The following is a 25988-nucleotide window of genomic DNA, read 5'->3' on the forward strand; positions in this document are numbered from 1 at the left end:
CCATGTACGCAATATCGGTTTGTCATGCTTTTTGCTTCTCACACAAAGACTTTCATGGGTGCTTCCATATCCTTTAGGCTTTAACTCTCTCTCATTTCAAACACTGCAAAAAAGCAGAGTTTTCATTCCTTCAAGTAGCCTAAAGTCTATACGCACCCCTCGTTTTTGCTCGCCTGCTATGCCACCGTCTGCGCTTCGGATTTTTTGCTGCCACACGCCCACGCCTATGTATCCATGCCACACAAAAATCCTACACTGTGCGAATGTTGCATATACATGCTGTTAACATTCGCGCCATCCGGTGGCACTCGCAGGAAATCCCGCTACGCTTGATTTCCTTTCTGGCGAGACCGCACAATGACCGCAAAGAAAAATTGCAGTCATTTTTGCCAACGCGCAGCTGAGGGCTCTTTTACCTTTCCAACAGCACCGCAGATTAGCAGGACACTTAGAATTTATATCTTTACGATATTTATAAAATTTTCCCAATGACAGGAAATGAAGGGTTAATGTCAGTCCGTGCATTAAAATTGCTGTTGAGCAGATATGGAGATGACTACCAGATTGATTTCGGTATCAATTATCTTGTGTCCTTGAAAGACGAAGGTTCGAATATTTTGTCGTGTGAGTGGATAAACAAGGCAAAACAAGATGCCATTACCGAAACGCGTAAGCAAGAGGAAGCATACAAACATGCAGCCGAAACAAGTTTACCCCTTGAACAGAGTGGGCTTGATAAAAGAACTGTAAGATTATTAGCTACTAACGGCATCCATACAATATATCAGCTTGCATACAACACCCAAGAGGAAATAATGAGGATAAAAGGACTGGGGATGAAGGCAATTTCGCAAATGGAAATCGAACTCCCAAAACACGGGTGGTGGTTTGGCGGCTGTCTCATGGAAAAATCAGAGAAGACAGCCAAGAAAAATAATGGAGCATTTCGCAAAAAAATTACTCCAACCCCATAAAGAGGTCAGAGTAATTTTATGGATGTGACAAATTGCTCAACACAAAGTACGCTAGAAATATTCTAAATCCATATTGTAGGTGCTTTTACTGGTTGCTGTCTTTTGAGGCAATGGAACTACGCAGGTAATTGCAAACAGTCGAACAGACGAAGGCAAGCATGGCAACATATGCTCCTGAAAACATGTCGCCGCCACTATGAGCGCTGTTAAACACCGCATAGGTCGCAAGGACAGCGACCACTCCTATAATACCGAGCACAATGGCGACTTTCGGATTGCGTATAATTGCAACAGCAATTCCGCAGCCAATTGCAAGTAAAAGGGAGAGTTTGCACAACATAGAAACATAGTGCGAATCAATCCCGAACAATTTGATGCCGGTTGCGCTTTCCCATCCGCCGCCCAGAAGCGGCATGAACAAGAGAGCGAGCGATGCCGCTATGCCGGAGACGGCAGAAATGAGTGTGTATTGTTTACTATTCATGATATGTGGATTAAGAGCCAACTGAAAAACAAAAAGCGGTAATAGAGTTGCCGTTAGCCGCGTCAGACATTTTACCAGTGCCTTTTGCGCCATTAATTTTGAAAAAATATTCACCTTCGGCTAATGGTTCTTTTGTGGTAATAACATACACACCATCCGATTGCTTTTTTAGAACTATTGGGATTGAGTTGTCTTCTGATGCTTTTTTGTTGTTCACCGCAACCCCGAGAGTTATGTGGGCATAGTCAAATATTCTTTCTTTTTTCTTTATCTCATCAAACGCAAACAGCTCTATCAGGTCTTCGGGATCTTCATTCGGAGGAATGCTGATAATGTACTTATCCGTTGCCTTGCCTGTTTGAACTACTTTTGCATGTGCGCCTTCCGCAGTCATATAGACTTTGGTTTTACCGGATAACGCCCGAACAGTATTAACCGAACCAAACAAACTGTGTGCGTTGTCCTTGACCGCCATCATAGTTTTATCCAATGAAAACAGTGTGTTATCTTCTTTGACACCCATGATTTTGTATTGAAAATCGGGTGCAGGAATGCTCTGTGCATTGCTGGTAATTACAAATACAGCCAGTATTATGGCTGTCAGTAGTGTTGTTGCGTGTCTCATAATATATCTGTATTTTTGTTCGGCAAAATAATCTCATACATTTGTATTAAGGAAGGAATAAATGGAATGATTTATTTCGTTGTTGGAATATTTTATTTCACCCAAAACATTAGCAATGCCACCCAAAACAGCAGTCATCGCCCCGCACATCGGTAGGAAAATTGAGAAGATACGGACATTAAAGGGTATCAAGCAAGATACGCTTGCTGCCAAAATCGGCATGAGTCAGGGTACGTATTCCAAGATAGAGCAGAGCGCAACGATAGACGAGGCAAAATTGAAATTAATCGCTGAGGCACTGGAATTAAGTGTTGATGCCATAAAAAACTTTAATGAAGATGCGATAGTCAACCATATTCAGAATAACTACGACAGCTCGGTTGTGAATTCGCAAATCAATTACCAATTCAACTCAATTGAAAAGATCGTTGAACTGTACGAACGGATGTTGCAGGATAAACAAGAACTCATAAATTCGTTGCAGTCGCAATTACAGCAGAAAAAATGATAGACAAAAAGACCCAACGCAATATATTCGTTGAGTCTTATTTTCATGGCGATTATTCACAAGCTACTTTTTACTCCGTTGTATCACATGGGATAATTGTCCCATGAACTCTAATTCACGCTCCAATGTTTCCAACCGGTGCTTTGGGACAAAATAAGCACTGTCGTACTGCTCCTGGTCTCCCATGCCTTGCATGGGATAACACTCCCTTTCAAACCAGACATATTCCATGAGCAGTTGCGCGTCTGGCCACGGGACAAGTACGTAGTCCATTTCCATAACTGAAAATTTAAAGGTGTTGTTCCTGTGGTTGAGTTTCTTCTTCAACTGATTTCACGTTGAGCATAAAATCAATTGCCTTTTGCGCCTGATTGGAGGCGATGAAAATGAAGCGTTTGTCGTTCTTCAACTTTTGCAGCCAGCCTTGAATATATGCGCTGCTTTGCTCAAACTCACTGGTGATGCCTGTGAGGGATTGCAGGTAGCATGTTCCGATTTCCGCAACCAATTCTTCGAGTGAATATGTCTCACTGCCAAATTTTTCGTTTTTGACCAGCGATTGCCTATTCAGTCTTTTTTCGTGGCCGGTGCTATGCACCAGTTCATGGAAAAGGGTTGAGTAATACGCACTGTCAGAATTGAGACTTTTTTTCTTCGGCATGTTCACAAAATCAAGGCTGGGGCTATAGTACGCCTTTTGTTCCTTATGCTTTATCACAGGGCATTCCGGCATGTTTTCAACCACAAATTCGCAGGTAGGAATTTCCTTAGTTTCCCTTTCTTTAGAGGGTAGATAACGCTCTGGAATATTCTCACACTGGCTCACGTTGAAAACGATGTAGTACCGAAGCATGGCTTTTTTAGTGCTTGAATTCGCATCGGGTGATTCAACGGTATTTTGAGTTTGGTTGTTTTTAACCATACTCCAAAAAACGACCATGTGTCCCTTTTCACCCTTTTTTACCTTTGCCTTTAAATCACTTATTTGCTTGAAGGTCAGAAAGCTGTTGTCAGGATACCCCATTGAGCCTAAAAGCATAATGTTGATACCCCGATATGATTTGCCGGAGACTAAATTTTTTGGCAAACCTGCATCCGTCCAAGGTTTTAACCAAGGGACAGTACCAATTTCAAGTTGGTCGATAATTCTTTGGTTGACTATCGCATACACGTCTTTTTTCGTGTCGCCAGTTTGATTTTCCATTTCTACGTTTTTAAGTTGTTAATGAATTTTCGTTTCAGAAACAGTGTAGAAAATGGAAGGGTGATATATAAGGGGGAAGAATTTACCATATATGGTAAATGGAAACAGCGTGGCTATTTTCTCTGTTCGCTGATTATTTGCTTGACCTTTTCGGCAGTCAGTTTAGTAACCTCGTACATATCCAAACAATATTCCGCAACTGGCACACCATCCGTGCGCTGCTGTTTAAGCATGTCGATGACCAGCTTTGTAAAAACTTCATTTTGTATTTGGCGTATTTCTTGTTCGGTCATAGCGGATGCAAAAGTACGCACTCCATTCCTCATATGATGTACTTGACACAAAAGAGGAACATCAAAAAAATATTAGCCAATTTGTTTTATTCAATAAAAACATTTTGTATTTTTCGCTGCGCTAATATACCCCCCGAATATATTTCTCACCCCTTAAAAAATATGGGTATGGTATATCTAATCGTTGTAGTCCTCGGTATAGCCCTTGTGGTATATCTGCGGATGAATAACCGCTATACGGTGAAAGCACCGTGGCAACATTTCTTTGACGGTGCGGATTTTGCCGCCAGTGAATTCTACCAACAAGTAGAAGCTGAAATACGAGCGTTTAAAGTTCCCGATGTATCGTATGGCCGCGAGTCATTTTTTCAAACACATATTGCATCAAGCAGGCAAGAATACTTGAAAATCAAACGTGGCGAGTATGTGATATATATCTGTGCTGCTGCATTCGGCAGAGGTACATTCATATCGCAATGGTCATGTCTTAAAGTGCAGAAGCAGCGTAATAATATACCTGTCATTAGTAAACTGTTAGGCATGGACAGGAACGACAAGTCGTTCTATCAAGCGGATACGGAAGGCATGTTCCAGTCGGCAGTCCACACCGCATTGATGAATGTCGTAGATGGATTAACGACCGCAAAAGGCATTCGCGGACTGACGGAAATGGAGCGGCACATACAATTAGGTAAGTAATGATATCTCCTACGTCACAGGAAGTAACCGCCCGTTTCTATACATGGGAGGAGCGAGGTCGTGGCTGGAATCTCTTTGACTTCCAGGTTGAGCCAGAGCCCGAATTCTATCCCTTCTTTCGGGCTGGCAATGCCACGCCGCGCTTCATAGATGATGCCACGCGCCATACGCTTGCAAGCTGGGCATTGTCTGCGCTGTCATTCAAGAAAAAAGAAGCACACACAAGAGAAATACCCGATGAAATCCCACCGGTCCGAGCATTTGCATTGGTAGATGCAGAAGAGTTGGTGGCGTATGATGTGGTATTACCCAAAGGAGAGAAATTACAGGTCAAAGACATGGGGCAACTGCTCATCATGCTCTCGTACACAAAGTACCCTGTGAGCTTTGAAATTGTCGGTACGGCTTCTGCTATATCAATCTCAGTAGTATGCCGAGAAAGCGATGCTGCGCACGTATACGGGCAGATACAGGCATATATGCCCGCCGCCATAGTTTCAAAGTCCGAAAAGGCTTACCAGATTGTAACCGAAGGACTGCACACCTGCATTGTTGATTTTGCCCTATCCGAAGAATTCATGCGCCCAATGGCAACCGCCAGCGATATGCCGCACGACCCATTCATTGGCTTGTTTGCCACCCTCGAACATTTACAGAGGAATGAAAAAGGTATCATCCAAATACTGTTCAAAGGCACAGTAAACCCTTGGGCTGAAAGCATCATGCGCTCCGTTACGGACAGTCATGGAGGCTCATTCTTTGAAGATGCGCCGGAGATGGTAAAACTTGCGCAACAGAAAGTTTCAAGTCCCCTGTTTACGGTTTGTGTAAAAGTCGGTGGGCAAGCATCATACACGAACAGAGCGATTGAAATCATGGAAAATATTTCTTCGGCATTAACCCGGCTCACTCGTTCTGCAAGTAATAGTTTGGTCATGCTCTCCCAAAGCGGATATCCGCAAGAGGATATGATACTGGACATGCGTATGCGAAGAACGCACCGCACAGGCATGTTGCTTAACACGGGAGAACTTGCAACCCTTGCACACTTTCCAACACCTGAAATATCTTCACGGAAATTAGTCCGTGATTCACAGAAAACGAAACCCGCACCTCAAAGCGCATTGGGGCATGAGTTTGTGTTAGGCACGAATACCCATCATGGCACAGCGCAATTGGTAAGTGTTCCGTCACACATGCGATTGCGCCATACCCATATCATTGGAGCAACAGGCGCAGGTAAATCAACCCTCCTGCTGTCCATGATTGCCCAAGACATGGAGCACGGTAACGGTATTGCAGTACTAGACCCACATGGAGATTTAATTGAAACAATCCTTACGTATGTACCCGAAGACCGCATAAAAGATGTCATAGTGATTGACCCCGCAGATGGCGAGTACCCCGTTGGGTTCAATATATTGTCCGCCCATTCGGAAATTGAAAAAGATATTCTTTCAAGTGATTTAGTTGCTGCATTCAAGCGGTTAAGCACAAGTTGGGGTGACCAAATGAACAGCGTGTTTGCAAACGCCATCCTTGCATTTTTAGAAAGCAAAGACGGAGGAACACTTGTTGACCTGCGAAGGTTTTTAGTAGAAAAGAGTTTTAGAGATGCATACTTAAAAACAATTACTGACCCGCATATTGTCTACTATTGGCTGCATGAATATCCCTTACTTAAAAGCAGTTCCATTGGTTCAATATTAACGAGGCTTGATACCTTTTTGCGACCAAAATTAATACGCAACATGGTTGCACAAAGAAAGAGTCTTGATTTTGAGAGCATACTTGATACCCGAAAAATCTTACTCATTAAACTGTCGCAAGGCTTGATTGGCGCGGAGAACAGCTTTTTATTAGGGACGTTCTTTGTGTCGAAGATATATCAGGCAGCAATGGCACGGCAAGCCAAGAGCAAGGCCGATAGAAGCGAATATTTTCTGTATTGCGATGAGTTCCAAAACTTCATTACGCCCTCTATGTCATACATTCTGAGCGGTGCAAGAAAGTACGGGTTAGGGCTGATATTGGCGCATCAAGACATGCAGCAACTGCAACGGTATGACACCGAGCTTGCAAGTTCGGTCGTCGTTAATGCAGGAACACGCATTTGTTTTCGGTTGGGTGATGTGGACGCAAGACGCTTTGCCAGTGGCTTCACATCCTTTGAAGCGGAAGACTTAGAAAACTTGCATGTTGGTGAAGCAATCGCGCGAATCGAACAGCCTAATTTTGATTTCAATCTGACTACCATCTCTTTACCAGAGGTTGATGCTGAGTACGCAGAAACCATATCTCACGCAGTCATTACGCAGTCCCGAACAACCTACGGCACTCCAAAAGATATTGTTGAGGAGAGTTTACGATATATACCTGCTATACCACAAGAACAGCCCCGGCACACAAAGAAGGAAGAAGTAATTGAAGAACAAACGATTGTTATCCCGCCTGCACCACAACCAGTTGAAGAACCGCCCACCCCTTTTATACCTGTTGAAATATCAGCACCACCAAAACCAAAGAAAGCGGAAACCGAACACCGCTACTTGCAGGTTCTTATTAAGAAAATGGCGGAGGCACGAGGCTACAAGGCAGCATTGGAAGAACTTACGCCAGATGGCGCAGGGAGAGTTGATGTGAGCCTTGAACGCAACGGCAAGAAGATTGCGTGTGAGATTTCTGTTACAACAAGTGATGTATGGGAAGCGCACAATGTCGAGAAATGCCTGGCTGCGGGATATATGGAAGTGATTGTGTGTTCCAATGATATTACGCACCTAAGGAAGATATCGGCGCAGCTTGAAGCCAAACTGCCTGCTGAGCAGCGGGCGCAGGTGTTGGTGTTTGAAGCCCATGAGGTAGTGGCGTATTTTGACAGGCAGATTGTAGAAGAACAGCCGAGGGAGAAGGTTGTTAAGGGGTATCGGGTAAAAGTGAGGTATGATGATGGAACAAATGAAGCAAAAAGATAAAAGGTCTGAATGTATATTCAGACCTTTTTCATCGTCAAATTCATTTTTTAGATTTACCCAAAAAAACTAAGACATACACACTCCACAGAGCACATGCACCAATCAACAAATATCCATGCATTTTATTTTCTTGAACGTAGCTTTCGACAATTAGAAAAACGCTAGGAAAAAGCAACAATAGAAAAGACATTGCGATTGCAGGCATAAAAAGAAAAATTACTTTTGTTAAAATGCGTTTATTCATAAATATGTTTTAATGTGATTATGTCACCATCGAGACTTATTGTCAAGCACATATACGAGGTCTAATTTACTTATTACTTACAGCACTAAAAGCCAATGAGGCTTGTCCATCAATCATAAGTTTGAGGTACATAGCATATCGTGGAAGGCTTATAAGGTCGATAGCATCAAATGTTGGGTAAAATTCCTTAGCCAATAGTTCTGCGTCAGTAGACCCTACTCGGAAGGAAATTAAAGTTCCACAATTCCCCAAAATCGCCGCCCGTATTTTCTCATGCAATTGGTCTAGAAATTGTGTAGCCATAAACACCCCAAGCCCATATTTTCGGGCTTCTGAAAGCATGTCGCAAAAGCTCAAAGTGGAGAAGCTGGAAAACTCATCAATATATAAAAAGAACGGAATACGAGCATATTGCGGCTGCCGTGCTCTGTAGAGTGCCGCAAGCTGAATAGAGGTCACAAGTATACTCCCAAGCAGCGTACAGGCATCTTCCCCGATAAGCCCCTTGCTGAAATTGCAGAGCAATATCTTACTCCCGTCTAACACCTGTTGCATACGGAAACTGGTAGTCTTTTGACCGACTACGTTTCGGAGCGGAATGCTCGTAAGAAACAATCCTGTTTTGTTCAATATCGGTGCAATCACCTCATTACGGAACGATGGCGAATACTTCAAAAACTCATGCTGCCAAAAGGCAATGGTCGCTTCATTCTTCACATACGCCAATATCTTGTCCCTATGCAAGGTATTGGTAAGTAATGGTTGAATATCTAACAGGGTTGCATTAGGATATTCAAGCAAGGTCAGAAGCGAGAACCGTAAGATATATTCCATGCGTGGCCCCCAGCTATCCACCCAAATCTTTTTAAATACACTTACTAATCCCGAAGCTACTAAGTGGTGGTATTGCGGATGTACGGCATGGAGTGGGTTAAATGTAATGGGGTGTGCATTGTCGGCAGGATTGAAATATATGAGGTCTTTAGTTCGATGTTTGGGTATATTATTCTTCAAGGTTTCTACCACGTCTCCATGTGGGTCAATGACTGCTAATCCTTTGCCATTCATAATATCCGAGAGTGCCATGTTTGTAAGGAGTGTGCTTTTGCCGACACCCGTTTTACCAATACAGAAAATGTGTTGCAGGCGGTCTTTGTCCTTGATGCCAAATTTCTGATTGGTGTTTCTGTAGTTAGTAACACCAATCGGAGTAATTGAGTTTGGGCTATATCCTTCCATATATTAAGCATATCGTTTAAAAGGTCGGAGAAATACCAGGAGAGAAATACGGATAATGGTAAACAAACAACGGATACTGCATTACTGCAATATCCGTTGTGCGAGTTCTGTACAGGCTATAGCTTCAAACAATTTCACATGATACACCATACCTCGTTTGCGTTGTGTATGTAGCAACTTTGATAGTATTGCATGATTAGGGTACTTGCTTGCAATAGCTTGTATTATTACTTGCTTGTTCTTACCTGCATAGACTGTTTTCATAGTTGCAATCGTGCAGACCTTAAGCGGAATACCATGTTGCATTGCATACTCTCTAAGGTCGAATAGCAGGTTGTAAATGCTTTGGGAACAATGTGTGCTTGGTGGAATTTTGACTATGATGTGTGCAGCTGCATATTTTCTAATTACTTTCTGCAATGAAAAAGATATACCCCTTCTTTTTTGTTCCGTCCAGCTACCACCAAATGAATGCACCCGGAAATTTGAAAGTTCACCATCATACACAACCGCAATCCCTAAAAGCCGTGTACCGAGACTAATCCCGAGAATGTTTTGCATGGAGTTGAATGAGACGGTTGTAATATCCGGCACGGTTCCTAATACCTTGCTTGGTGAGTACATATTGCAGCTTCTCCCTCAAAAATGATTCTGAATATTTCTTCGCACATGCAATATGCCAGTCGATTGATTTGCGGTCATTGAGAATATCCGCAATCTCATACGCAAGTTTTGTTTCTTTATCTTGTTCCATAGAGTTTATTAGAAGTGGTAAAAGTTCAGTTGGTTATCAACAGCCAATTACTCACGTTCGTTTTTATATTTTTAATATAAACGTTATCGTACGTTAGGGGTTTTTGATAAAATTTTTCAACACAGAACATCCATTAACCCCCTCTATCCCTTTGCCGTTTCTCCTTTATTTCCTGTAGTAACTTTTTACGTTCTGATATATCCCGTACAAGTTTTTTACGGAGTTCATAGTACAGTTGGTCAGGCAGTACACCATACACAATGCTTAGTTTTAGCAGGTTCTCAATACTTGGATTCGCTATGCCATTTTCCCATTGTGAAATGCGCCCAATGTTTTTAATGTTGAGTAAAAAGGCTACGTCTTCTTGATTGAATCCGGCGGCCAACCGGATATTGCGAGACTGGTTAGGCGGTGTGTGCTTTGTACCGTCATCCATGCTTGAAGCGTAACAATTGCACGAGGAGGAAATAAGGTGGGAGGAATTACCATCTATGGTAAAAGAAAAAGCAGAAGTGTTTTACTCCACTTCTGCAAATCCTGAATATCTGTTGTACTTCTTTATGAAATTAGTATATCAAATCGCCTTTGTTGGGGAATTGGGTTTTCCACAATAGTGTGTTTGAGTCCACGATTTACTACCTTGGTAGCTAAAAGCAACTCTATGCCAAATGTTTGTTTCTATGGAAAAGTTTTACCCGTGGCTGTGCCTATTTCATGCATATTACCTACAATCACTTCTATCTGGAGTGAGAAGAGCATAACAATGAATTTTGATATAAAAATTGAGCAGAATCTTATTGTTGCTGATTGTTCTCTCAGTGCATATGAACAAGCGGATCTTGTGTTCGTATATATTCGTGCGATTGATTTAGTGAGGGCTGCGGTAAACATATTGGCCTATGCACACGGCGTTGGTTTCACTGTTGTATTAGATGAAGTACTTGAAGATAATGGTGTGCGTAAACCCTATGTTTCGATTGACACATCTCTACCGCAACTATTTACCGCATTTGATACACATTCTCCAAATTGGTATGGAGAAATTGTAAATATTGTTTGTACGGAGCCGGCTGTTTTTATGGCATTAGATGACCTTATCGTATCTATAGCGCTTCCACATCATTCGACTGTCAATTGCGCCCGTGCAGTTGAAGGACTACGAAAGTTGCTTGCGCCAAACCTTAGTGAAAAGCAGCAGTGGGACAACATGCATAGCGTTCTTAACACGAGCAAAGCGTATGTTTTTATGATTACAGATAATTCTAAGTCGGGACGTCACGGCGATAGAGTTCGGATTGAAGGAGAAATTACTACAGAAGTTACCAGAAGAGCCTGGGTTATAATGAATAGATTTTTTGCATTCCGTAAAGGAGGAAATTTACCCTTATCCCAAATTGACTATCCTATTTTAACCGATTAAGTGAGATTTAAAGATGAATATCCAACTACTAACTATTGTTTGCAGCGATTGCAATAAAACACATGAAATTAACATAGACATAGATACTTTAACGGAAGCGCAGATTAAGGGAACTGAGCAGTTTTCTGCAAAATTTACGTGCCCTGAAATTGCAGTTATGTACAAGGTTATAGGTGTAGTGTTTGATTTTACAGTTAATAACTTAAAAGACAACTCGCCTCAACATGTGCGAGACAGCATAGCCAATCAGCTAAAAGAAGAATGGGGCGGATTAGATTTCGAGGATAAACTACAACGTTTTATTAAACTTAATCACGCATTCTATGGAACACCTGACGAGTACTATCAACTTTTACGGCCAATTGTTTCCTCATATTGTTGTGGGAATTTTTATCCTTCTATAACAAGTGCTGGTGCGTTAGGAGAAAGAATACTTAATAGACTTGTATTGAAAACACGAGATTACTTTAAATCCTCTCAATATTACGATTTGTCCATTCAGAAAAGCAGCAATTGGCCTACTTTGATTAAAGCCTTAATTGAATGGAAAGTTATTTCTGAGGATATCGGAGATGCTTTTACCAAACTTAAAAAATATAGAAATGATTCCATTCACTATAATGCAGGGTATGATTTTGAGGGCAATTCTTATGAGGCAATAAAATTGCTTTTAGAAATAGTAGATAAGCAATTCAATTACCTCAACCGAAAAGATTTGTTTTGGGCATTTGATTGCCCTGGGGAAGTTTTAGTACGAACCTCCGCTTTGTCAGACCCTTTTGTGAAAGAGTTTGTTTTGCCTTATTGTAGATTAATAACTCCATTTTGCGAGCCAATGGCAACCCCACCAATTCGAGGTAAAAACACGCCACTAAAGCCGCTATCCGATGAAGATTTTATTAAAATCCGTAGTTCCAAATAATGTTATTTTTCCTAAAGATATAATTCTCAGTCGGCTACTTCCGAAACCAAATATAGTTGTTGCTTTGCCCGAGTAATCGCAACGTATTGTAGATTAATTTCCTGTTCGAGTTGCCAATCTTTTTGACCCTCCCATTTTAGTGGTAGTTGTTCGTAGTAAAGAATAAATACCCTATCCTGTTCCAGCCCTTTTGCACGGTGGATTGTACACAAAGTAACAGCCGCTTCTTCATCGCTAAATAGATTAGTCAGTTCCTTTTTAAACTCTTGTACAGTATTGCATTTAAAAGAGACATAACACGTGGCAATGCTCGCAACTTGGTCTGTTATATTGACTATTTGTTTTTCGGTATCAGGCTTTTGTTTCAGCTTTCTTACTTTCTCTTCTTGGTACTGATTTGCGAAATCAAGAAAAGTATTGAAGCTAAAATTGTCCAATTTTTCCATCTCTTCAATAATCGAAACTAGAGATTTACCAATATCCTTGCCTTTGATAACCGCTTGAATTTTCTTCGACAATAATTTAAAGCATAATCTAACCAACGGCTCGGTACTTCTACATAAGACCAAATCTCTTTCACGTAAAACTGCGATAATATCAAGCTCTGTTATGTCTATAACCTCTCCGTCAATAGCCTGGGGATTCTCTTCAATAGTAGGCACAATAAGTTTCGCTAATGACACTACTGTTTTTGGACAGCGATAACAAATTGATAGTGGAAATTCGTGAGCATTCGTATCTTCCTTTATTTTGCTAAATGACCGACTATCAGCACCTGAAAATCCATAAATTGCTTGTTGAGGGTCTCCCACAAATAAAAATCGTGTTCCGTCATTAGACATTTTTAGAATTAGGTGCAATTGCACTGCGTTTAAATCCTGTGCCTCATCAACGAATATCCAATCATACGTTTCAACTTTCAATTTCCATTTGTAGGTAAGCCATAGCATATCAGTATAATCAACTTCCTGAGAGTCACGGGCAACCTCTTCGCCTGTATCTAAGATAAACTTTACAATGTAGAGAATATTTTCAAGCGGTACTGGACAGTCGATAGAAAAATGTGAAACTAAATCGTTCATATCTTCTGTAGAATCAATGTCAGCAAGCGTACAGCGAGATAAATTTATTAGTTTTTCGAGTTGGCTTTGTACTTCTTCCGCACTGGGCGGCTCATCGGGGAAATCTTCATCCACGTTACCGCCTTTATTCCAGGTGGCAAGTTTATTGTCAAATTGCACTTTAAGCTGCTCATGAACTTTTTTTGCCGCCTCTCTACACAATGCGCGGTATTTATTTTCATTAACTTTCGGTTTTGTGTTATTGAATTTCCTAAGTAAACAGTTAAATCCGATTGCATGAATTGTTTTGCAAATAACAGAATCAGGTAGTTTTTTCTTTAGGTTCTGAACAATATGCTTATTGAAAGCGGCGAAAAAAAGCTTGTTTGAATTAATACTTTTACTTGCTTCGACTAACGTAGTTGTCTTACCTGCACCTGCAACAGCATTTACAATGGCGTTGCCTTTTTCATGGGAAATCCAGTTAAAAATATCTGCTTGATATTTCGATGGTGAAAAGGATGTATTCATAAGTGTTACAGTATATTTAGCCAAGATAGCCAAAGAATCTTACAAGCTGTAAGCTTCCCTCTATCACCTACGAAAATGCTTATCTGTTGTCCTTCATAATTTCACCTAGACGGCAGATATCTTTTGCTATTTTTTGCCACGTCTCTATTGTGATATGCTTAGCGCATGGCATATTATCAATTGGTTCGTAATTCCGTCCTCTAGTGGGCACAGTAGAGGACAAGCAAGGCAAAAAAATATCTTTTACCTTGAAAATACTCGCCATTTCTTTGGTTCGAAAATTATGATTTTGAAAAACGATTCCTTCAGGGAATTCGAACCATTGCAACTGTATCTTTTGTAAAGGTGTTGCAGCAGCCCACGTATCCCCTGGGCTAGTTAGATACCGTCTTGCGTAGTCCAATGCCTCCCCAATATCACCTTGCTTTTCAGGCAATTTGTAAAGTTCAGCATTTGTTTTTGTTAGTGTGTCCTCAATCTGTTCAAGTTGACGGCGCAAAATCACATCACTAATTACACCCTTTGCATTTTTCTCAATCAAGGCGGTCTGTCGCTCGTTCAATTCAATAATCTGTGCATTTAGCGCATCTGCTTCTTTATAGGCCTTTTTATTTGCGATATCGAGCGCATTCTTAATCCCTTCCTTGAAATAGTCCATATAGTCTTTATCAAGGCTATACCTATTTAAATGCGAAATATATTTTTGCTCTAGCTCTCCCTTCTTAAAATCAGCTTTTTCTATCCCTATAAAACGATAATACGCATATTTTTTATTTCGACCCTTCGCCCAACTCCCGGTAAGCTTTTTCCCGCTTGGATGCGTAATAAACCGCCTTAATGGAAATTCTGGGTTTTCAATGCGATAGATATACCTTTTATGAGACCGCCTCTTTAAAATACGTTGTACTTGCTCAAATAAGTCTTCTGAGATAATAGGCTCAAAATCTCCTTTGTGTCTCTCCCCAAATTTAATAATCCAACCGGCATAGATTTCGTTATTGAGTAGCTTGAAAAAATGCGACCGAGTAAGTACCTTATTTTTTGAATTTATTAGCCCTTCTTTGAATAGTCGTTGCCGAATAGAATCTACTGAGAATTCATTCTTTGCAACTTCAACAAAAGCCATACGGATAGCAAAGGCATTATCGTTTTGAATAATTGTAGATTTACCAGCAACTTTCGCATTTGAATAGCCATATGGGGCAACCCAAACATACCTTCCACCCCGCATTGCATCACGACTGCCATTAACACTACGCTCAGTTCTTACATCGTTATCAAATTGCGCAACATTCGCAATAATATTCTCCATAAACCGACCAGCGGGATTGTCTTCAAAAAACTCTGTTGTTGATTTTATTTCTACTCCGTATCTTTTTAGGAGTAATCTAATTTCTCGGTAGTCATCAATATTTCGTGCAACTCGGTCAATTTTATACGCAATAACAACCTTAATGTTATTTTTCTGATTTGTACAATACCCGAGCAAACGATTTAATTCAGTCCGATTTGCATTTTTAGCGCTTTCCCCTTTTTCAATAAAAATTTCAGCTACTTCATAACTATTCTTAAGTGCATATTCATTACAAACCTTTCTTTGTGAATCAAGGCTACCACCTTCATCCACTTGTTCTTTTGTCGATACTCTACAATAGATTACCGCCCTCTTTTTGTTGTCTGTTTGCATTTCTCTTTTGCTCCAAGTAAATGTCAACTATGAGACTTGCCAAATAATCAAGTTGCATTTCTTTCGTTACGTATGGAGAATTACTTTTAAAGTCCAAAGAGGGAGAACGCACAACGGCTCTGTTGCTACACAAAGGCCAGCGTTCCCCCTCTTTGGATTCGACTTTCGCACAGTTGTTTTCGTAACCCTTGTGTAGCTTTTTCATAATACCATTAAGAATTACTGTTGTTAATATCCTAATTATGGCTTCAAAAAAATAGAGAAGTAAGCCCCTTGAATTTACGGGATATGGTCAGGTCTGGCACAAAAAAAAGACCTTGCAGAGCCAAAGTCTTATCAGTCCTTAGTCTACATCCCTACTTTAACAGATGTAATGCATGACCCGTTAGATGTTCATACACAAAATTAATCGTGTCTTTTTCTACGAGCTTCCCAAGTGCTAAATCAAACAACTTCCCCTTTAGTATTTGACCCCAATTCTTTTTATTCAGTATACCGAAAAGTTCCTTTAACTCTTGTAATTCGTTAAATAGAACCTCCTGCCCCAAACCTTGTTTATTGAGTTCTTGTATTATTGTCTCAATACGCTCATCCATTATTTCTTTATCACTTGGTATTTGGCTATAGTTTTCTTTGTATGGCCTATCTAGTTCTTCGAGATACATCGAACCATTTGTTGTGATACGAATATATATATCGTCACTGCCTAAACCCATTTGCATTGGTTCAACATAGCCGTTGTTTTCCAGCATCTTTGATAATTCCAATGGCTCATTGTCGTGTTTTATTTTAACCCCGTTTCCGGAAAGGAGCATCCCAACAGGATAATAATTTCCATCGTCTAAGGCATATAACTTTTCAAGTAGTAGCTGAAGTTTATCCGCAACTTTAAAACTTGCCTTCTTGGCAATATCAAATTTATCCCCTTCTACGATATATTCGCATTGCTCAATTATTCTCAAATTTCCCTTTAGGTATTGAATTTTACGCCTTACAGTATCTTTTCGTTCTTTTACCTGCGTATCAAGTGGCTTTTGGCTTCTACCGCCAAAATGAAAACCGGACTCTTGCTGTATTCCATAAAATTCACTTACGAAATCATTGTGCTCAACAGCAAAAGAGGTTTTGAGTAGCTGACCTATCGACTCTTCCCAATCTTTCTTTTCTTTCTTGTACTCAGCAAACTCTTCTTCTTTATTAACCTCTCTTTCTAACAGAGTATTGCCCATCTCTGTGAGAGAATGTAGGGCATTTTTAAATTCTTCAAAATCAATTATCAAATACGAATAGTTAGACATGATGCTTTTAGTTGGAATAAGGCGAAGTTACCATTTATCGTAAATCTAACATCCTTTTTCGCCATACACAATCCACATACACTTTCAATAAGCAGAATCATTTTTTTAATTTCACATTGAAAACTAAATACGCATGGAGCAGAAAAAACGTATCGGTATCTGGGTTCGGGTATCAACCGAATTCCAAGTAAAAGACGACAGTCCCGAACACCACGAGCAGAGGGCAAGATATTACGTAGAGGCTAAAGGATGGGAGGTAATCGAAGTGTACCGCTTAGAGGCCGTATCAGGCAAAACGGTCATGGAATTACCCGAAGCAAAGAAAATGCTACGGGATATACAAACGGGGCGCATTTCCGCCCTTGTATTCTCCAAATTGGCACGGCTAGCCCGTAACACCAAAGAACTATTAGAGTTCTCCGAATTGTTTCGGAAAGCCAATGCAGATATGATTTCCTTAGCGGAGAACATAGACACAAGCAGCCCCTCAGGCAGATTGTTCTTTACCATCATTGCCGCCATGGCAGAATGGGAACGGGCAGAGATTGCAGATAGAGTAGCCGCATCAGTACCGATTAGGGCAAAAATGGGAAAGCCATTAGGCGGAGCCGCTCCCTTTGGCTACCAATGGAAAGGCAAGGAATTAGTCATAGACCAGCACGAAGCACCCATCCGCAAACTCATGTATGACCTATTCATCCAACACAGGAAGAAAGGCACCGTAGCCAAGAAGTTAAACGAGATGGGACACCGCACCCGCAACGGCTCAGAATTCAGCGATACCACCATTGGCCGACTATTGCACGACAGCACGGCAAAAGGTGTCAGGCTTGCCAACTACACCAAAAGCTTGGGAGACGGAAAGAAATGGGTTGTAAAGCCTGAAAGCGAGTGGGTGTATATCACTTGCCCTGCCATCGTAACGGAAGAGGTATGGGATAATTGCCACAGTATATTACGGGAGCAAGAAGAAAAGAATGTAAATGCGAGCAAGAGAGGTGGACAACCAGCCGTACATCTGTTCTCTGGAATCTTGCTCTGCGGGTGCAGCGGTAAGATGTATTACCATCCAGACGGTGAAAAGTACAAATGCACCAAATGCCGAAAAACTAAGATTGGAACTGCCGACATCGAAGATATCTATTATGACGAACTGAAAGTTTTCCTTTTGTCGGATAACAATTTTGACAATTTTCTTTCAAAAGCAAAACACGAAATTTCCGAAAAAGAGAAAATTGTCAATTCACTTGCGAAAGACAAAAAGCGCATTCAAGCAGACATGGACATGAAGATGGATTTGTACATGGCAGGGCAAATTCCGAAAGATAGGTTTGGCGATTACTACAATCCACTTGACCTACAATTGCGACAGATTGAAAATACGATACCGCAGATTGAAGCAGAAATTGACGTATTAAAAATTGAGCATTTAAACGGTGATGCGGTGAAAAACGAAGCACAAACAATGTATGAAAGATGGGGGCTGCTCGACAAAGGAGCTAAACGCTCCTTTGTCGAGCGCATTACAAAACAGATTGTAATCGCTGGCGACGAGCTGACCATTTTCTTCCGTTATCATCCTTCGTACTTCCAAAATCCCGAAAATACCCAATACAACTTCATGGATTCATGGATGCAATGAGCATAAAACTGGCAGGGAATTCTATACTCAGCCTTGCACGGCTTATGTTCACCTTGCGCTCTTCCATTGGCTGGCGCATTACTTCAAGTACCGTTCGCTTAAATTCAGGCAGTTCATCGAGAAACAACACACCGTTATGCGCCAATGATATTTCGCCCGGCTGCGGCATACCTCCCCCGCCGACCAAAGCGGCATCAGAGATCGTATGATGTGGGCTTCTGAAGGGCCTTTGCGCCACCAAAGATGTGTTACCCGGCAGCTTACCTGCTACTGAATGTATCTTGGTTGTTTCCAGGGCTTCCTGTAGTGTAAGTGGCGGTAATATGGTCGGTAACCTTTTCGCCAGCATGGTCTTACCTGCTCCCGGAGGGCCTATAAGAATGGCATTGTGCCCACCCGCAGCAGCTATCTCCAGTGCACGCTTTACATTCTCTTGTCCCTTTACATCATTAAAGTCTACGTCAAAGAAATTCTGTGAATCGAAGAATTCTTCACGCGTATTTACTTTCAGTGGCTTAAGGTCAGACTGCCCCCTGAAAAAGTCAACCACCTCATTTATGTTTTCAACTCCGTAAACGTCCAGATTATTGACCAGTGCGGCCTCACGGGCATTTTCTTTTGGTACAAAAAGCCCTTTATATTTTTCAGCCCTTGTTTGTATAGCTATAGGTAGCGCACCTTTTATAGGCCGCAAAGAACCATCCAGAGACAGTTCGCCCATCATCACATATTCATGCAGTTGTTCAGTTGGTAATTGTTCGGTAGCAGCCAGGAAACCTATAGCAATGGGCAGATCATAAGCCGCACCTGCTTTCTTAATATCGGCGGGCGCCATGTTCACTACCATCTTAGCACGCGGGCGTTCATGGCCGCTATTATTTATGGCAGATAAGATCCTGTCTACACTCTCCTTTACCGCACTATCGGGCAGGCCCACTATAAAATAACCCGGCAACCCACCGGGGGTATCTACTTCTATAGTGATGGTGATAGCATCTACTCCGTAAACAGCACTTCCGAATACTTTTACTAACATGGCTTTTCTACTACTATTAAGAGGTGTAAATGTAGCGATTAATGTAAAAGGACGGTAGACAAAGACTTGTCGAATAATTATAAATGAGCCTTCATACTTATTGAATTGGAAAGCGATTCAAATTCACTTAGTAATAAGTCCAACGCTTTCATTTTGACTTCTATTTCAGGAATTGAAACGTCTCCGCCATCTGCCTTTAAGTCCAATTGACTATTAATGTCATTATTTAAACTCGTCATTTTTCTTGCTAAGATTTTAAGATTACCAAGCTCCGGTGTTACCTCCTTTATAATTTTCGTTGTTTTCCTTACCCAAAAATACGCTCTAAAAAACTTCATAATTGCAGTTGTAACAAAACATAGTAAAGCAGTTAACGTAAATGATATGAAGCTAATTTTGGTGTAGTTGCTGCAACATTGTGATAGGAACAGTATCCCAGTCAAAGAAAAAACTGAATACATTGACCCTTCGAGGAAATCCAAATTCAACTGCTTTACTTTATTTTCTTCTCTAGTTGTATTTAGTACAAAAACAAAAAGGAATGACAATAACCAAACAAAGCCAAGCACAAACGACAAAATTATCACTATCCAAAGTGGATTAGCTGTAATGAAACTTCGAGCCAGTAAGAAAATCGACACCAACCAAATTGCAGTGTTAAGAACTAAACCAACAACGAAGAAAAAAACAAAATTTATCCTGTTTCCGACTTTGTCCAAAGCATCGACCAAATCCGAAACACCAATTTCTATACCCATGCAACAAATATAGCTATGATTTAATTTATAAAAACAGCTTAGAGTTATAGGGCAAAGGCAAAATAGCACATCACATCTGAAGGAATTAATAGAACTATCTTTTCAGCGCGCGCTCATAACACTCAATCCATTTTTTAACAGAAAGCTTGCCTGCCGGTTGGCCTATCAACTCGTAGGGTATCTGTTCGGGCATTTTAAAGCGGATGCAACTTTTACCCATATCCAGTTTCGCTTTGGTGTGTTTGGGGTATTCTGCGGTAAACCAATCGAGCAGCTCCTTACTACCATACACCCCCATGTGATAGACAGCTATAAAATTTTTCTGCGAGGCTACGCTCATATACCCCAGCGGCAACTTAGGGTCACAATGATATCCCGCCGGAAATATACTATGCGGCACCACATAACCGATCATACCATAGGTTATCCTCTCTTCATAGTCTTTATCTATATACTTAAGTATCGACTCACGTAGCTGCTGCATGGCGGCCTTGCGGTCATCGGGCAGGGAGTTTATGTATGCTTCGGGGGTGGTTGCCGGGGTGGTCATTCGAAATGCTTTATAAAATTCAAAAATACAACAGGTATTGTAAGAGACGGTAAGTTCTATTTATTGTTTATCCAAAATACATCAATGTCTTCTGCGGCCTTTCTGCATTCATATATTGAATCCCGCAATGCGTCTATGCGGCTATTTATTATAATACTGTCTGCAGTTGAACAAGGTGCAGCTAATTTTTTCTCTTCAGATTGCAGTTCTGAATATATTTTATTTCTTCTTTTGGTTAACGCAGCTTTCTTGCTATCCATTTTCGCCATTAATTTTTGCCTTTCAGGGTCCGGCACGTGTCCGCTATCGCAGCCTATGCACAAAAGCATAATAATAAATATTATAGAAGAGACGCTACGCATATGTGTACCCAAAGGGTAAAGTTACTATCAGTGTGCCCAGGAAGAGCGATTCATTTTACTATTTTACATGTTTTAAATCAAAATTGAAATACATCCGCAAATACCCAAAAGTTGTATCTTTGCACCCCGTAATAAAAAAATAATATGGCCTCCTTTTTAATGGCGGCTATTTTTTTTAACTCAAAAAACCAATCAAATAAATGGCTACTGTAGCACGTGAGAATATCGGTACACTGCACGATAAAGTATCTGTAAAACTGACCAAGGAAGATTACCTGCCTTCGTTTGAAAAATCATTAAAGCAATACGCTAAGACCGCTAATGTACCGGGTTTCCGTAAGGGAATGGTACCGGCAGGTATGGTGCGCAAGATGGCTGGCCAGGCAATGTTCAACGAAGAGGTTGTACGTTCAGCAGGCAAGCACCTTGAAGATTATATGCAGAAAGAAAAGCTGGCCATATTTGCTCAGCCTATGATCATGCCAAGCGAAAGCCCGGTAAGACTGGATATCAATAACCCTACCGATGTTGAGTTCACTTTCGAAATAGGCATCAAGCCTGAGTTCGAGATACCGGCTCTTAAGAATAAAGCAAAGCTTACCGCATATAAGATCATCGCTTCAGATAAGATGCTGGAAGATGAGATGGGCCGCCTACAGCGCCGTTTTGGTAAGGTAGACGAGCAGGAAACTGTAAGCAAAGACCTCGATATCATCTACTCTACTTACGAGCCTTGCGATGCAGCTGGTAACGTAACCGGTGATAAGATAGAAGATACAGAAGAGCTGAGCATGATGCCGGCAAAGCTGAAGGAAATGCTGATGGGCAAGAGCGCAGGTGCATCTATGGTAATAGTGCCTGCCGAGATATGCACTACAGAAGAATTGCCTAAGTTCCTGAAAGATCCGTTGAAAGCAGGTGAAGAAGCTGCTAACAATCACTATAAGCTTACTATTACTAAGGTTGGCCTGCTGATCGCTAAGGATATGGGTCCTGAGCTGTATGCGGCGGTTTTCCCAAGCACCGAAGTAGTTGACGCTGCCGATTTCAAGGAAAAAGTACGCGTAGAGTTACAGCGCGAATTTGACCGTATAGCACGTGAGCGTTACCACAACGAGATATTTGAATTGCTGGTACACAGCACGCCTATCACCCTGCCTGAGAACTTCCTGAAGCGCTGGATGCGCGAAGGTGGCGAAAAGCCAAAGAGCGCGGCAGAAGTGGAGAACGAATTCAGCGGCTTTGAGCACCAGCTGCGCTGGCAGCTGATCTCTGACGAAGTGATCAGAGACAACAACATCAACGTTACCCGCGATGAAGTGAAAAACGACATCAAGACTCGTGTATTGGCTTACTATGGCATGGATGCAGATGAAGAAGCACCATGGATGGACGGCTATATGGATAAAGTAATGCAGGACGATAAGATGGCAGATGAAACTTTCCGCCGCCTGCTTACGGATAAGATATTCCTGGCACTGGAAGGTAAGTTCAACACAGAAATGAAGGAAATAGGCGAAGAAGAATTCTTCAAGCTACAAGATCCTCATTCTATGCACCACCACCATTAAGTTAAAAGTCAGAAGTTAAAACCTAAAAGTGCTTCCTGCACTTGCAGTCATTAATAAAGTAATAGCCCGCACCGCAAAGTGCGGGCTTTTTTGTGCTACATCTATCCAATTTGTCCGTTTGCAATTGGCCGCGAACCTATGGCTCGGGCACCCGGTTGTATGTTTTGGAGCTACAAAGCTTTTGCCACCTACGGGGCAATGACATGAGCTTAGACTATAATCGCATTTTACTAACATACCCCAGAATGTGACCTAACAAAAAAGCCTCCCGAATCATCAGGAGGCTTTTCTATATAGTGTCGTTGTTGTAAAATTAGATCTTCCAGTCGTCTACACTAGAACCTTCGCTAACAATAAGCGGGGTAGTTGTTGTAGTGGTAGAAGCATTGATGGTTGTATCAGATCCTTCTTCGTTTTCCTGGTCGTGGTTAAATGCATCAAAGTCAAAATCCGGCATAAGGTCGGTCTTTACGTAATTGATGGTATCAGACAATGCAGCCAGAAACTTGTTGAAATCTTCCTTGTAAAGGAACATTTTGTGCCTGTCATAGCCATTATCATCAAAACGCTTCTTGCTTTCAGTAATGGTGATGAAGTAATCGTTCCCGCGGGTAGAGCGAACGTCGAAGAAATAAGTCCTTCTCTTTCCCGCTTTTATGCGTTTGCTGTATAAACTTTCATTGCGATTGTCACCACGGCCTTCACCCTGATTATCGCTAAAGTTTTTGTTTTCGTACGCCACAAATCTGGTTTTAAGTGAATAATATGACACAAATTTAACAAAAGAAGGGAAGTATCCAAATAATTTTTCTTTTAAAGTGTAAAATAACACACCCCTTCTTCGGGTACTACTCGCTTATAGTCCTAATATTGTTCCAAATACGTCTTGCACATCAATTATGCGCGCTGTCATAGTCATCATATTCATTGTCTTCACCGGGTATACGGGCACAGCGCAAATACCTGTAAACAATACTATAGACCCATCTGATACCGAGCTCAACGTGGCTGTTCGCTTCCTCAGTAATTACCTCAGCGAGTTCACTCCCGCTAAAAAATTTCTGCCCGATTTTACCCAATACTGGCCCGCTGCAGACTGTCGCCGCTACCGCATTCCCGACAGGCTTATCTATGCCGTCAGCGCAGAAATACCTACCTATATGCTGGGCAAGCCTACCATCTTATCTGCGAGGCCCGAGAATGGCCGGGTGCATATTAAAACCATGTTCAGCAGAGTAGATTCTACCGGCAATGTAATGGTATCTGCTATTACCAATCATTATGTGCAGCGGGGAGCCGACGGCCGCCTTTATTTCGTCAATCCTATGGCCATTGCAGCGCAAGACTGGCGCTCTACAGAGCTGAATAACTTCACCTATCACTATCCAGCCTACCACAAGTTCGACAAGCAAAAAGCAAAAGAACTTACTGAGAAGACCGACAAACTGGAAAAGGAATGGAACGTGTTACCCATCCTTATAGAATATTACTTCGCTGATACAAGGGAAGAAATAGAACATTACCGCGGCTTTGATTTTACCATAGCCATGGGCAACCGCGATAAGCCCAGCGGCATAAGTGATGGCATAGATAACATCATCTACTGCGGCGGTATGGGCGAAAATTATTTTCATGAGGTGGTTCATATCTACCTCAATAAACTGTTCCCGCAATCACCACTTACAGAAGGCCTTGCCGTGTTTTATGGTGGCAGCCTTGGGCATGATCTTTCCTGGCACTTAAAGCGGCTCGACACTTACCTGCAGGTCCACCCTAATATAGATCTTAACAATCCCGACGACTTCTATTATCTCGACAACTATACCAACCCCCTGAGTACCATACAGGGTATGCTATGCCATATGGCCTATAAAAAAGATGGCGTAGCCGGCCTTAGGCGAACAATGAAATATACATCGCTTACCACACTGCTGAAAGTGGAATACGGCATAGACAGAAGTGGCTGGAATAAGTTTCTGCGAGATCAGATAGCCACAAACGCGCAATAGTCTGCACAACAAAATAGCCGGAAACTGTAGTTCCCGGCTATCACCTGTTTTATAAATTATCTTATGCCTTTGGCTTATCGTGGTTGAACATCCATGGCAGGCCAAACTTATCTACACACATACCAAACTTAGCGCCCCAGAAAGTATCCTGCAGCGGCATAGTAACAGTACCTCCTGCACTTATGTTGTTGAACTCGCGCTCTATATCCGTTTCATTGTTGTAGTCCATAGACATAGAGAAGTTGTCGCCCATGGTTATTTTGTGCTGTTCGCCGCCGTCAGAGAACATTACCGTCTGGCCATGTATCTTCATTGCAGCGTGCATGATCTTTTCTTTCTGGCCTTCTGCCATTGGCATACCTTCATGGTCACCAAAGCGAATCATGTTTTCAATGGTAGCGCCTTCTATGGCGTCTTTGTAAAAATTCATGGCAGCCTCTGTTGTGCCATTGAAGTTGAGATAAATGTTAAGTCCCATGTCTGATATGTTTTAATATTGGCAAGATATTAAAATCTCTGAATTTACACCGCCCCTATTCTTCCAGTTCTTTTATCAGCGTATCCAACTGCTGAAGTTGCTTGCCGAAAAATAATTTGAACAGCCACCTGGCAAAGAAGTAATTGACCGGAGTAAGCACTACAATTGCGACGATGAGTGATATGATAACAACCTTCTCTCCAATAAAAGCTTCTATGGGTTTACCTGCCCCTACCACACCGCCAATCAAAAAACCGGCAGCTATAGAAAGCGGATAAATAAAGATGGACACCTTCTGCTGTACATCCATATAGTGTTGCATAGCGGCCCGGGTATTATTCAGTTGCTCCAACAGGCTCAATGAGGGATCTATCTGCGGATCTATTCCCTTGTATAACCTAACGGAGATCACCAGTATCCATATGCAGAATACATCTACCACCGCCAGCATTACCTGCACCTGCCATATAGCAAAATAGAACGTGGCCCAAAACAGGTATGCCGTGGCAACCAGAGATAAAATAGTACTGGACAGTATATTTTTCCTGAGCTTGCTCAGCACACCGTGACTTTGCAACCCAGATACCTTTACCTTGCCAAACAGCTCCTCCAGAATATCATCTTCAGGCTCAAAATTCCGCCATTGTTCTTCTATCTCCATGAC

At 41.6% G+C, this 25988-nt stretch carries 28 protein-coding genes; 9 read left to right on the forward strand and 19 right to left on the reverse strand.

The genetic code is table 11. The annotated features are described in order from the left end of the window. Positions 1-488: 488 nt before the first annotated feature. Positions 489-974 (forward strand): DNA-directed RNA polymerase subunit alpha C-terminal domain-containing protein, encoded by a 486-nt coding sequence (locus CJD36_RS09140; protein ID WP_105038825.1) that lies wholly within the window; start codon positions 489-491, stop codon positions 972-974. Positions 975-1059: 85 nt separating this feature from the next. Here the strand turns inward: CJD36_RS09140 and CJD36_RS09145 are convergent, their stop codons facing one another. Both CJD36_RS09145 and CJD36_RS09150 read right to left on the reverse strand, forming a co-directional pair. Then, on the reverse strand, positions 1060-1458 hold the full coding sequence (locus tag CJD36_RS09145) for a hypothetical protein (protein WP_105038826.1): 399 nt from the start codon (positions 1456-1458) through the stop codon (positions 1060-1062). A 10-nt stretch (positions 1459-1468) separates the two neighbouring features. Continuing rightward, complete coding sequence (locus tag CJD36_RS09150; protein ID WP_105038827.1) at positions 1469-2083, reverse strand: hypothetical protein; 615 nt, start codon at positions 2081-2083, stop codon at positions 1469-1471. A gap of 115 nt (positions 2084-2198) precedes the next feature. Between CJD36_RS09150 and CJD36_RS09155 the strand changes: the two genes are divergently transcribed. Next, complete coding sequence (locus CJD36_RS09155) at positions 2199-2591, forward strand: helix-turn-helix domain-containing protein (protein WP_105038828.1); 393 nt, start codon at positions 2199-2201, stop codon at positions 2589-2591. A gap of 289 nt (positions 2592-2880) precedes the next feature. Here the strand turns inward: CJD36_RS09155 and CJD36_RS09165 are convergent, their stop codons facing one another. Then, a complete protein-coding gene (locus tag CJD36_RS09165) occupies positions 2881-3795 on the reverse strand; it encodes an ArdC family protein (RefSeq protein ID WP_105038830.1) in 915 nt (304 codons plus the stop codon). A 113-nt stretch (positions 3796-3908) separates the two neighbouring features. Further along, on the reverse strand, positions 3909-4088 hold the full coding sequence (locus CJD36_RS09170) for a hypothetical protein (protein WP_133162569.1): 180 nt from the start codon (positions 4086-4088) through the stop codon (positions 3909-3911). A 168-nt stretch (positions 4089-4256) separates the two neighbouring features. Between CJD36_RS09170 and CJD36_RS09175 the strand changes: the two genes are divergently transcribed. Together CJD36_RS09175 and CJD36_RS09180 are read left to right on the forward strand one after the other, a co-directional pair. Next, positions 4257-4787 carry a hypothetical protein gene (locus tag CJD36_RS09175; protein WP_133162570.1) on the forward strand — a complete coding sequence of 177 codons (531 nt, stop codon included), beginning with the start codon at positions 4257-4259 and terminating at the stop codon, positions 4785-4787. Continuing rightward, a complete protein-coding gene (locus CJD36_RS09180) occupies positions 4787-7762 on the forward strand; it encodes a type IV secretory system conjugative DNA transfer family protein (RefSeq protein WP_105038833.1) in 2976 nt (991 codons plus the stop codon). Before CJD36_RS09175 ends, CJD36_RS09180 begins: the two co-directional genes overlap by 1 nt. Before the next feature lie 40 nt (positions 7763-7802). Here the strand turns inward: CJD36_RS09180 and CJD36_RS22975 are convergent, their stop codons facing one another. From CJD36_RS22975 to CJD36_RS09200, 5 genes are all read right to left on the reverse strand, one after another. Next, positions 7803-8006 carry a hypothetical protein gene (locus tag CJD36_RS22975; protein ID WP_133162571.1) on the reverse strand — a complete coding sequence of 68 codons (204 nt, stop codon included), beginning with the start codon at positions 8004-8006 and terminating at the stop codon, positions 7803-7805. A 66-nt stretch (positions 8007-8072) separates the two neighbouring features. Continuing rightward, positions 8073-9245 (reverse strand): type IV secretory system conjugative DNA transfer family protein, encoded by a 1173-nt coding sequence (locus CJD36_RS09185; protein ID WP_105038834.1) that lies wholly within the window; start codon positions 9243-9245, stop codon positions 8073-8075. An 81-nt stretch (positions 9246-9326) separates the two neighbouring features. After that, positions 9327-9806: a hypothetical protein gene (locus CJD36_RS09190; protein WP_105038835.1), complete on the reverse strand. Its 480-nt coding sequence runs from the start codon at positions 9804-9806 to the stop codon at positions 9327-9329. Then, on the reverse strand, positions 9784-9999 hold the full coding sequence (locus CJD36_RS09195; protein WP_105038836.1) for a hypothetical protein: 216 nt from the start codon (positions 9997-9999) through the stop codon (positions 9784-9786). Before CJD36_RS09195 ends, CJD36_RS09190 begins: the two co-directional genes overlap by 23 nt. Before the next feature lie 133 nt (positions 10000-10132). Next, positions 10133-10435, reverse strand: a complete 303-nt coding sequence (locus CJD36_RS09200) for a helix-turn-helix domain-containing protein (protein ID WP_105038837.1) — start codon at positions 10433-10435, stop codon at positions 10133-10135. A 225-nt stretch (positions 10436-10660) separates the two neighbouring features. On the opposite strand from CJD36_RS09200, the gene CJD36_RS09205 reads away from it, so the two are divergent. Next, complete coding sequence (locus CJD36_RS09205; RefSeq protein ID WP_105038838.1) at positions 10661-11419, forward strand: hypothetical protein; 759 nt, start codon at positions 10661-10663, stop codon at positions 11417-11419. A gap of 13 nt (positions 11420-11432) precedes the next feature. Beyond that, on the forward strand, positions 11433-12341 hold the full coding sequence (locus tag CJD36_RS09210) for a hypothetical protein (protein WP_105038839.1): 909 nt from the start codon (positions 11433-11435) through the stop codon (positions 12339-12341). A gap of 26 nt (positions 12342-12367) precedes the next feature. Here the strand turns inward: CJD36_RS09210 and CJD36_RS09215 are convergent, their stop codons facing one another. From CJD36_RS09215 to CJD36_RS09225, 3 genes are all read right to left on the reverse strand, one after another. After that, complete coding sequence (locus tag CJD36_RS09215; RefSeq protein ID WP_105038840.1) at positions 12368-13933, reverse strand: UvrD-helicase domain-containing protein; 1566 nt, start codon at positions 13931-13933, stop codon at positions 12368-12370. Positions 13934-14012: 79 nt separating this feature from the next. Beyond that, positions 14013-15620 carry a recombinase family protein gene (locus CJD36_RS09220; protein WP_105038841.1) on the reverse strand — a complete coding sequence of 536 codons (1608 nt, stop codon included), beginning with the start codon at positions 15618-15620 and terminating at the stop codon, positions 14013-14015. Positions 15621-15976: 356 nt separating this feature from the next. After that, positions 15977-16918 carry a hypothetical protein gene (locus CJD36_RS09225; RefSeq protein WP_105038842.1) on the reverse strand — a complete coding sequence of 314 codons (942 nt, stop codon included), beginning with the start codon at positions 16916-16918 and terminating at the stop codon, positions 15977-15979. Between the two features lie 133 nt (positions 16919-17051). Between CJD36_RS09225 and CJD36_RS09230 the strand changes: the two genes are divergently transcribed. Then, positions 17052-18560 (forward strand): recombinase family protein, encoded by a 1509-nt coding sequence (locus tag CJD36_RS09230; protein WP_105038843.1) that lies wholly within the window; start codon positions 17052-17054, stop codon positions 18558-18560. Here CJD36_RS09230 and CJD36_RS09235 read toward each other — a convergent pair. The 4 genes from CJD36_RS09235 to CJD36_RS09250 form a co-directional block, all read right to left on the reverse strand. Next, positions 18538-19596, reverse strand: coding sequence for a YifB family Mg chelatase-like AAA ATPase (locus tag CJD36_RS09235; protein WP_105038844.1), 1059 nt, complete (start codon positions 19594-19596; stop codon positions 18538-18540). The genes CJD36_RS09230 and CJD36_RS09235 overlap by 23 nt on opposite strands. 77 nt (positions 19597-19673) lie before the next feature. Continuing rightward, a complete protein-coding gene (locus CJD36_RS09240) occupies positions 19674-20354 on the reverse strand; it encodes a hypothetical protein (protein WP_105038845.1) in 681 nt (226 codons plus the stop codon). 94 nt (positions 20355-20448) lie between these two features. Further along, the gene (locus CJD36_RS09245) at positions 20449-20904 is read right to left on the reverse strand and encodes a DUF1801 domain-containing protein (RefSeq protein ID WP_105038846.1); all 456 of its coding nucleotides are present in this window, start codon (positions 20902-20904) and stop codon (positions 20449-20451) included. A gap of 56 nt (positions 20905-20960) precedes the next feature. Continuing rightward, positions 20961-21164: a hypothetical protein gene (locus CJD36_RS09250; RefSeq protein ID WP_133162572.1), complete on the reverse strand. Its 204-nt coding sequence runs from the start codon at positions 21162-21164 to the stop codon at positions 20961-20963. Between the two features lie 302 nt (positions 21165-21466). Between CJD36_RS09250 and CJD36_RS09255 the strand changes: the two genes are divergently transcribed. Continuing rightward, entirely contained in the window at positions 21467-22837 is a 1371-nt protein-coding gene (locus tag CJD36_RS09255; protein ID WP_105038848.1) for a trigger factor, read from the forward strand. 313 nt (positions 22838-23150) lie between these two features. Here CJD36_RS09255 and CJD36_RS09260 read toward each other — a convergent pair whose 3' ends face one another. Next, complete coding sequence (locus CJD36_RS09260) at positions 23151-23579, reverse strand: DUF3276 family protein (protein ID WP_105039054.1); 429 nt, start codon at positions 23577-23579, stop codon at positions 23151-23153. 157 nt (positions 23580-23736) lie between these two features. On the opposite strand from CJD36_RS09260, the gene CJD36_RS09265 reads away from it, so the two are divergent. Beyond that, the gene (locus CJD36_RS09265; protein WP_105038849.1) at positions 23737-24846 is read left to right on the forward strand and encodes a hypothetical protein; all 1110 of its coding nucleotides are present in this window, start codon (positions 23737-23739) and stop codon (positions 24844-24846) included. 61 nt (positions 24847-24907) lie between these two features. Here CJD36_RS09265 and CJD36_RS09270 read toward each other — a convergent pair whose 3' ends face one another. Continuing rightward, complete coding sequence (locus tag CJD36_RS09270; protein ID WP_105038850.1) at positions 24908-25324, reverse strand: VOC family protein; 417 nt, start codon at positions 25322-25324, stop codon at positions 24908-24910. 55 nt (positions 25325-25379) lie between these two features. Then, the gene (locus CJD36_RS09275) at positions 25380-25985 is read right to left on the reverse strand and encodes a hypothetical protein (protein WP_105038851.1); all 606 of its coding nucleotides are present in this window, start codon (positions 25983-25985) and stop codon (positions 25380-25382) included. Positions 25986-25988: the final 3 nt, after the last annotated feature.

The sequence above is a fragment of the Flavipsychrobacter stenotrophus genome (genome assembly GCF_002954265.1).
GTDB lineage: Bacteria > Bacteroidota > Bacteroidia > Chitinophagales > Chitinophagaceae > Flavipsychrobacter > Flavipsychrobacter stenotrophus.

Bases quoted from the DNA above. Each gene is read 5' to 3' on its own strand.
- CJD36_RS09185 (WP_105038834.1), bottom strand. From the start codon at position 9,245: ATGGAAGGATATAGCCCAAACTCAATTACTCCGATTGGTGTTACTAAC.
- CJD36_RS09215 (WP_105038840.1), bottom strand. From the start codon at position 13,933: ATGAATACATCCTTTTCACCATCGAAATATCAAGCAGATATTTTTAAC.
- CJD36_RS09150 (WP_105038827.1), bottom strand. From the start codon at position 2,083: ATGAGACACGCAACAACACTACTGACAGCCATAATACTGGCTGTATTT.
- CJD36_RS09205 (WP_105038838.1), top strand. From the start codon at position 10,661: ATGCCAAATGTTTGTTTCTATGGAAAAGTTTTACCCGTGGCTGTGCCT.
- CJD36_RS09255 (WP_105038848.1), top strand. From the start codon at position 21,467: ATGGCTACTGTAGCACGTGAGAATATCGGTACACTGCACGATAAAGTA.
- CJD36_RS09225 (WP_105038842.1), bottom strand. From the start codon at position 16,918: ATGTCTAACTATTCGTATTTGATAATTGATTTTGAAGAATTTAAAAAT.
- CJD36_RS09175 (WP_133162570.1), top strand. From the start codon at position 4,257: ATGGTATATCTAATCGTTGTAGTCCTCGGTATAGCCCTTGTGGTATAT.
- CJD36_RS09170 (WP_133162569.1), bottom strand. From the start codon at position 4,088: ATGACCGAACAAGAAATACGCCAAATACAAAATGAAGTTTTTACAAAG.
- CJD36_RS09275 (WP_105038851.1), bottom strand. From the start codon at position 25,985: ATGGAGATAGAAGAACAATGGCGGAATTTTGAGCCTGAAGATGATATT.
- CJD36_RS09190 (WP_105038835.1), bottom strand. From the start codon at position 9,806: ATGCAAAACATTCTCGGGATTAGTCTCGGTACACGGCTTTTAGGGATT.
- CJD36_RS09155 (WP_105038828.1), top strand. From the start codon at position 2,199: ATGCCACCCAAAACAGCAGTCATCGCCCCGCACATCGGTAGGAAAATT.
- CJD36_RS09265 (WP_105038849.1), top strand. From the start codon at position 23,737: ATGCGCGCTGTCATAGTCATCATATTCATTGTCTTCACCGGGTATACG.
- CJD36_RS09140 (WP_105038825.1), top strand. From the start codon at position 489: ATGACAGGAAATGAAGGGTTAATGTCAGTCCGTGCATTAAAATTGCTG.
- CJD36_RS09165 (WP_105038830.1), bottom strand. From the start codon at position 3,795: ATGGAAAATCAAACTGGCGACACGAAAAAAGACGTGTATGCGATAGTC.
- CJD36_RS09145 (WP_105038826.1), bottom strand. From the start codon at position 1,458: ATGAATAGTAAACAATACACACTCATTTCTGCCGTCTCCGGCATAGCG.
- CJD36_RS09240 (WP_105038845.1), bottom strand. From the start codon at position 20,354: ATGGGTATAGAAATTGGTGTTTCGGATTTGGTCGATGCTTTGGACAAA.
- CJD36_RS09250 (WP_133162572.1), bottom strand. From the start codon at position 21,164: ATGGATAGCAAGAAAGCTGCGTTAACCAAAAGAAGAAATAAAATATAT.
- CJD36_RS09245 (WP_105038846.1), bottom strand. From the start codon at position 20,904: ATGACCACCCCGGCAACCACCCCCGAAGCATACATAAACTCCCTGCCC.
- CJD36_RS09180 (WP_105038833.1), top strand. From the start codon at position 4,787: ATGATATCTCCTACGTCACAGGAAGTAACCGCCCGTTTCTATACATGG.
- CJD36_RS09200 (WP_105038837.1), bottom strand. From the start codon at position 10,435: ATGGATGACGGTACAAAGCACACACCGCCTAACCAGTCTCGCAATATC.
- CJD36_RS09220 (WP_105038841.1), bottom strand. From the start codon at position 15,620: ATGCAAACAGACAACAAAAAGAGGGCGGTAATCTATTGTAGAGTATCG.
- CJD36_RS09230 (WP_105038843.1), top strand. From the start codon at position 17,052: ATGGAGCAGAAAAAACGTATCGGTATCTGGGTTCGGGTATCAACCGAA.
- CJD36_RS22975 (WP_133162571.1), bottom strand. From the start codon at position 8,006: ATGAATAAACGCATTTTAACAAAAGTAATTTTTCTTTTTATGCCTGCA.
- CJD36_RS09235 (WP_105038844.1), bottom strand. From the start codon at position 19,596: ATGTTAGTAAAAGTATTCGGAAGTGCTGTTTACGGAGTAGATGCTATC.
- CJD36_RS09210 (WP_105038839.1), top strand. From the start codon at position 11,433: ATGAATATCCAACTACTAACTATTGTTTGCAGCGATTGCAATAAAACA.
- CJD36_RS09195 (WP_105038836.1), bottom strand. From the start codon at position 9,999: ATGGAACAAGATAAAGAAACAAAACTTGCGTATGAGATTGCGGATATT.
- CJD36_RS09270 (WP_105038850.1), bottom strand. From the start codon at position 25,324: ATGGGACTTAACATTTATCTCAACTTCAATGGCACAACAGAGGCTGCC.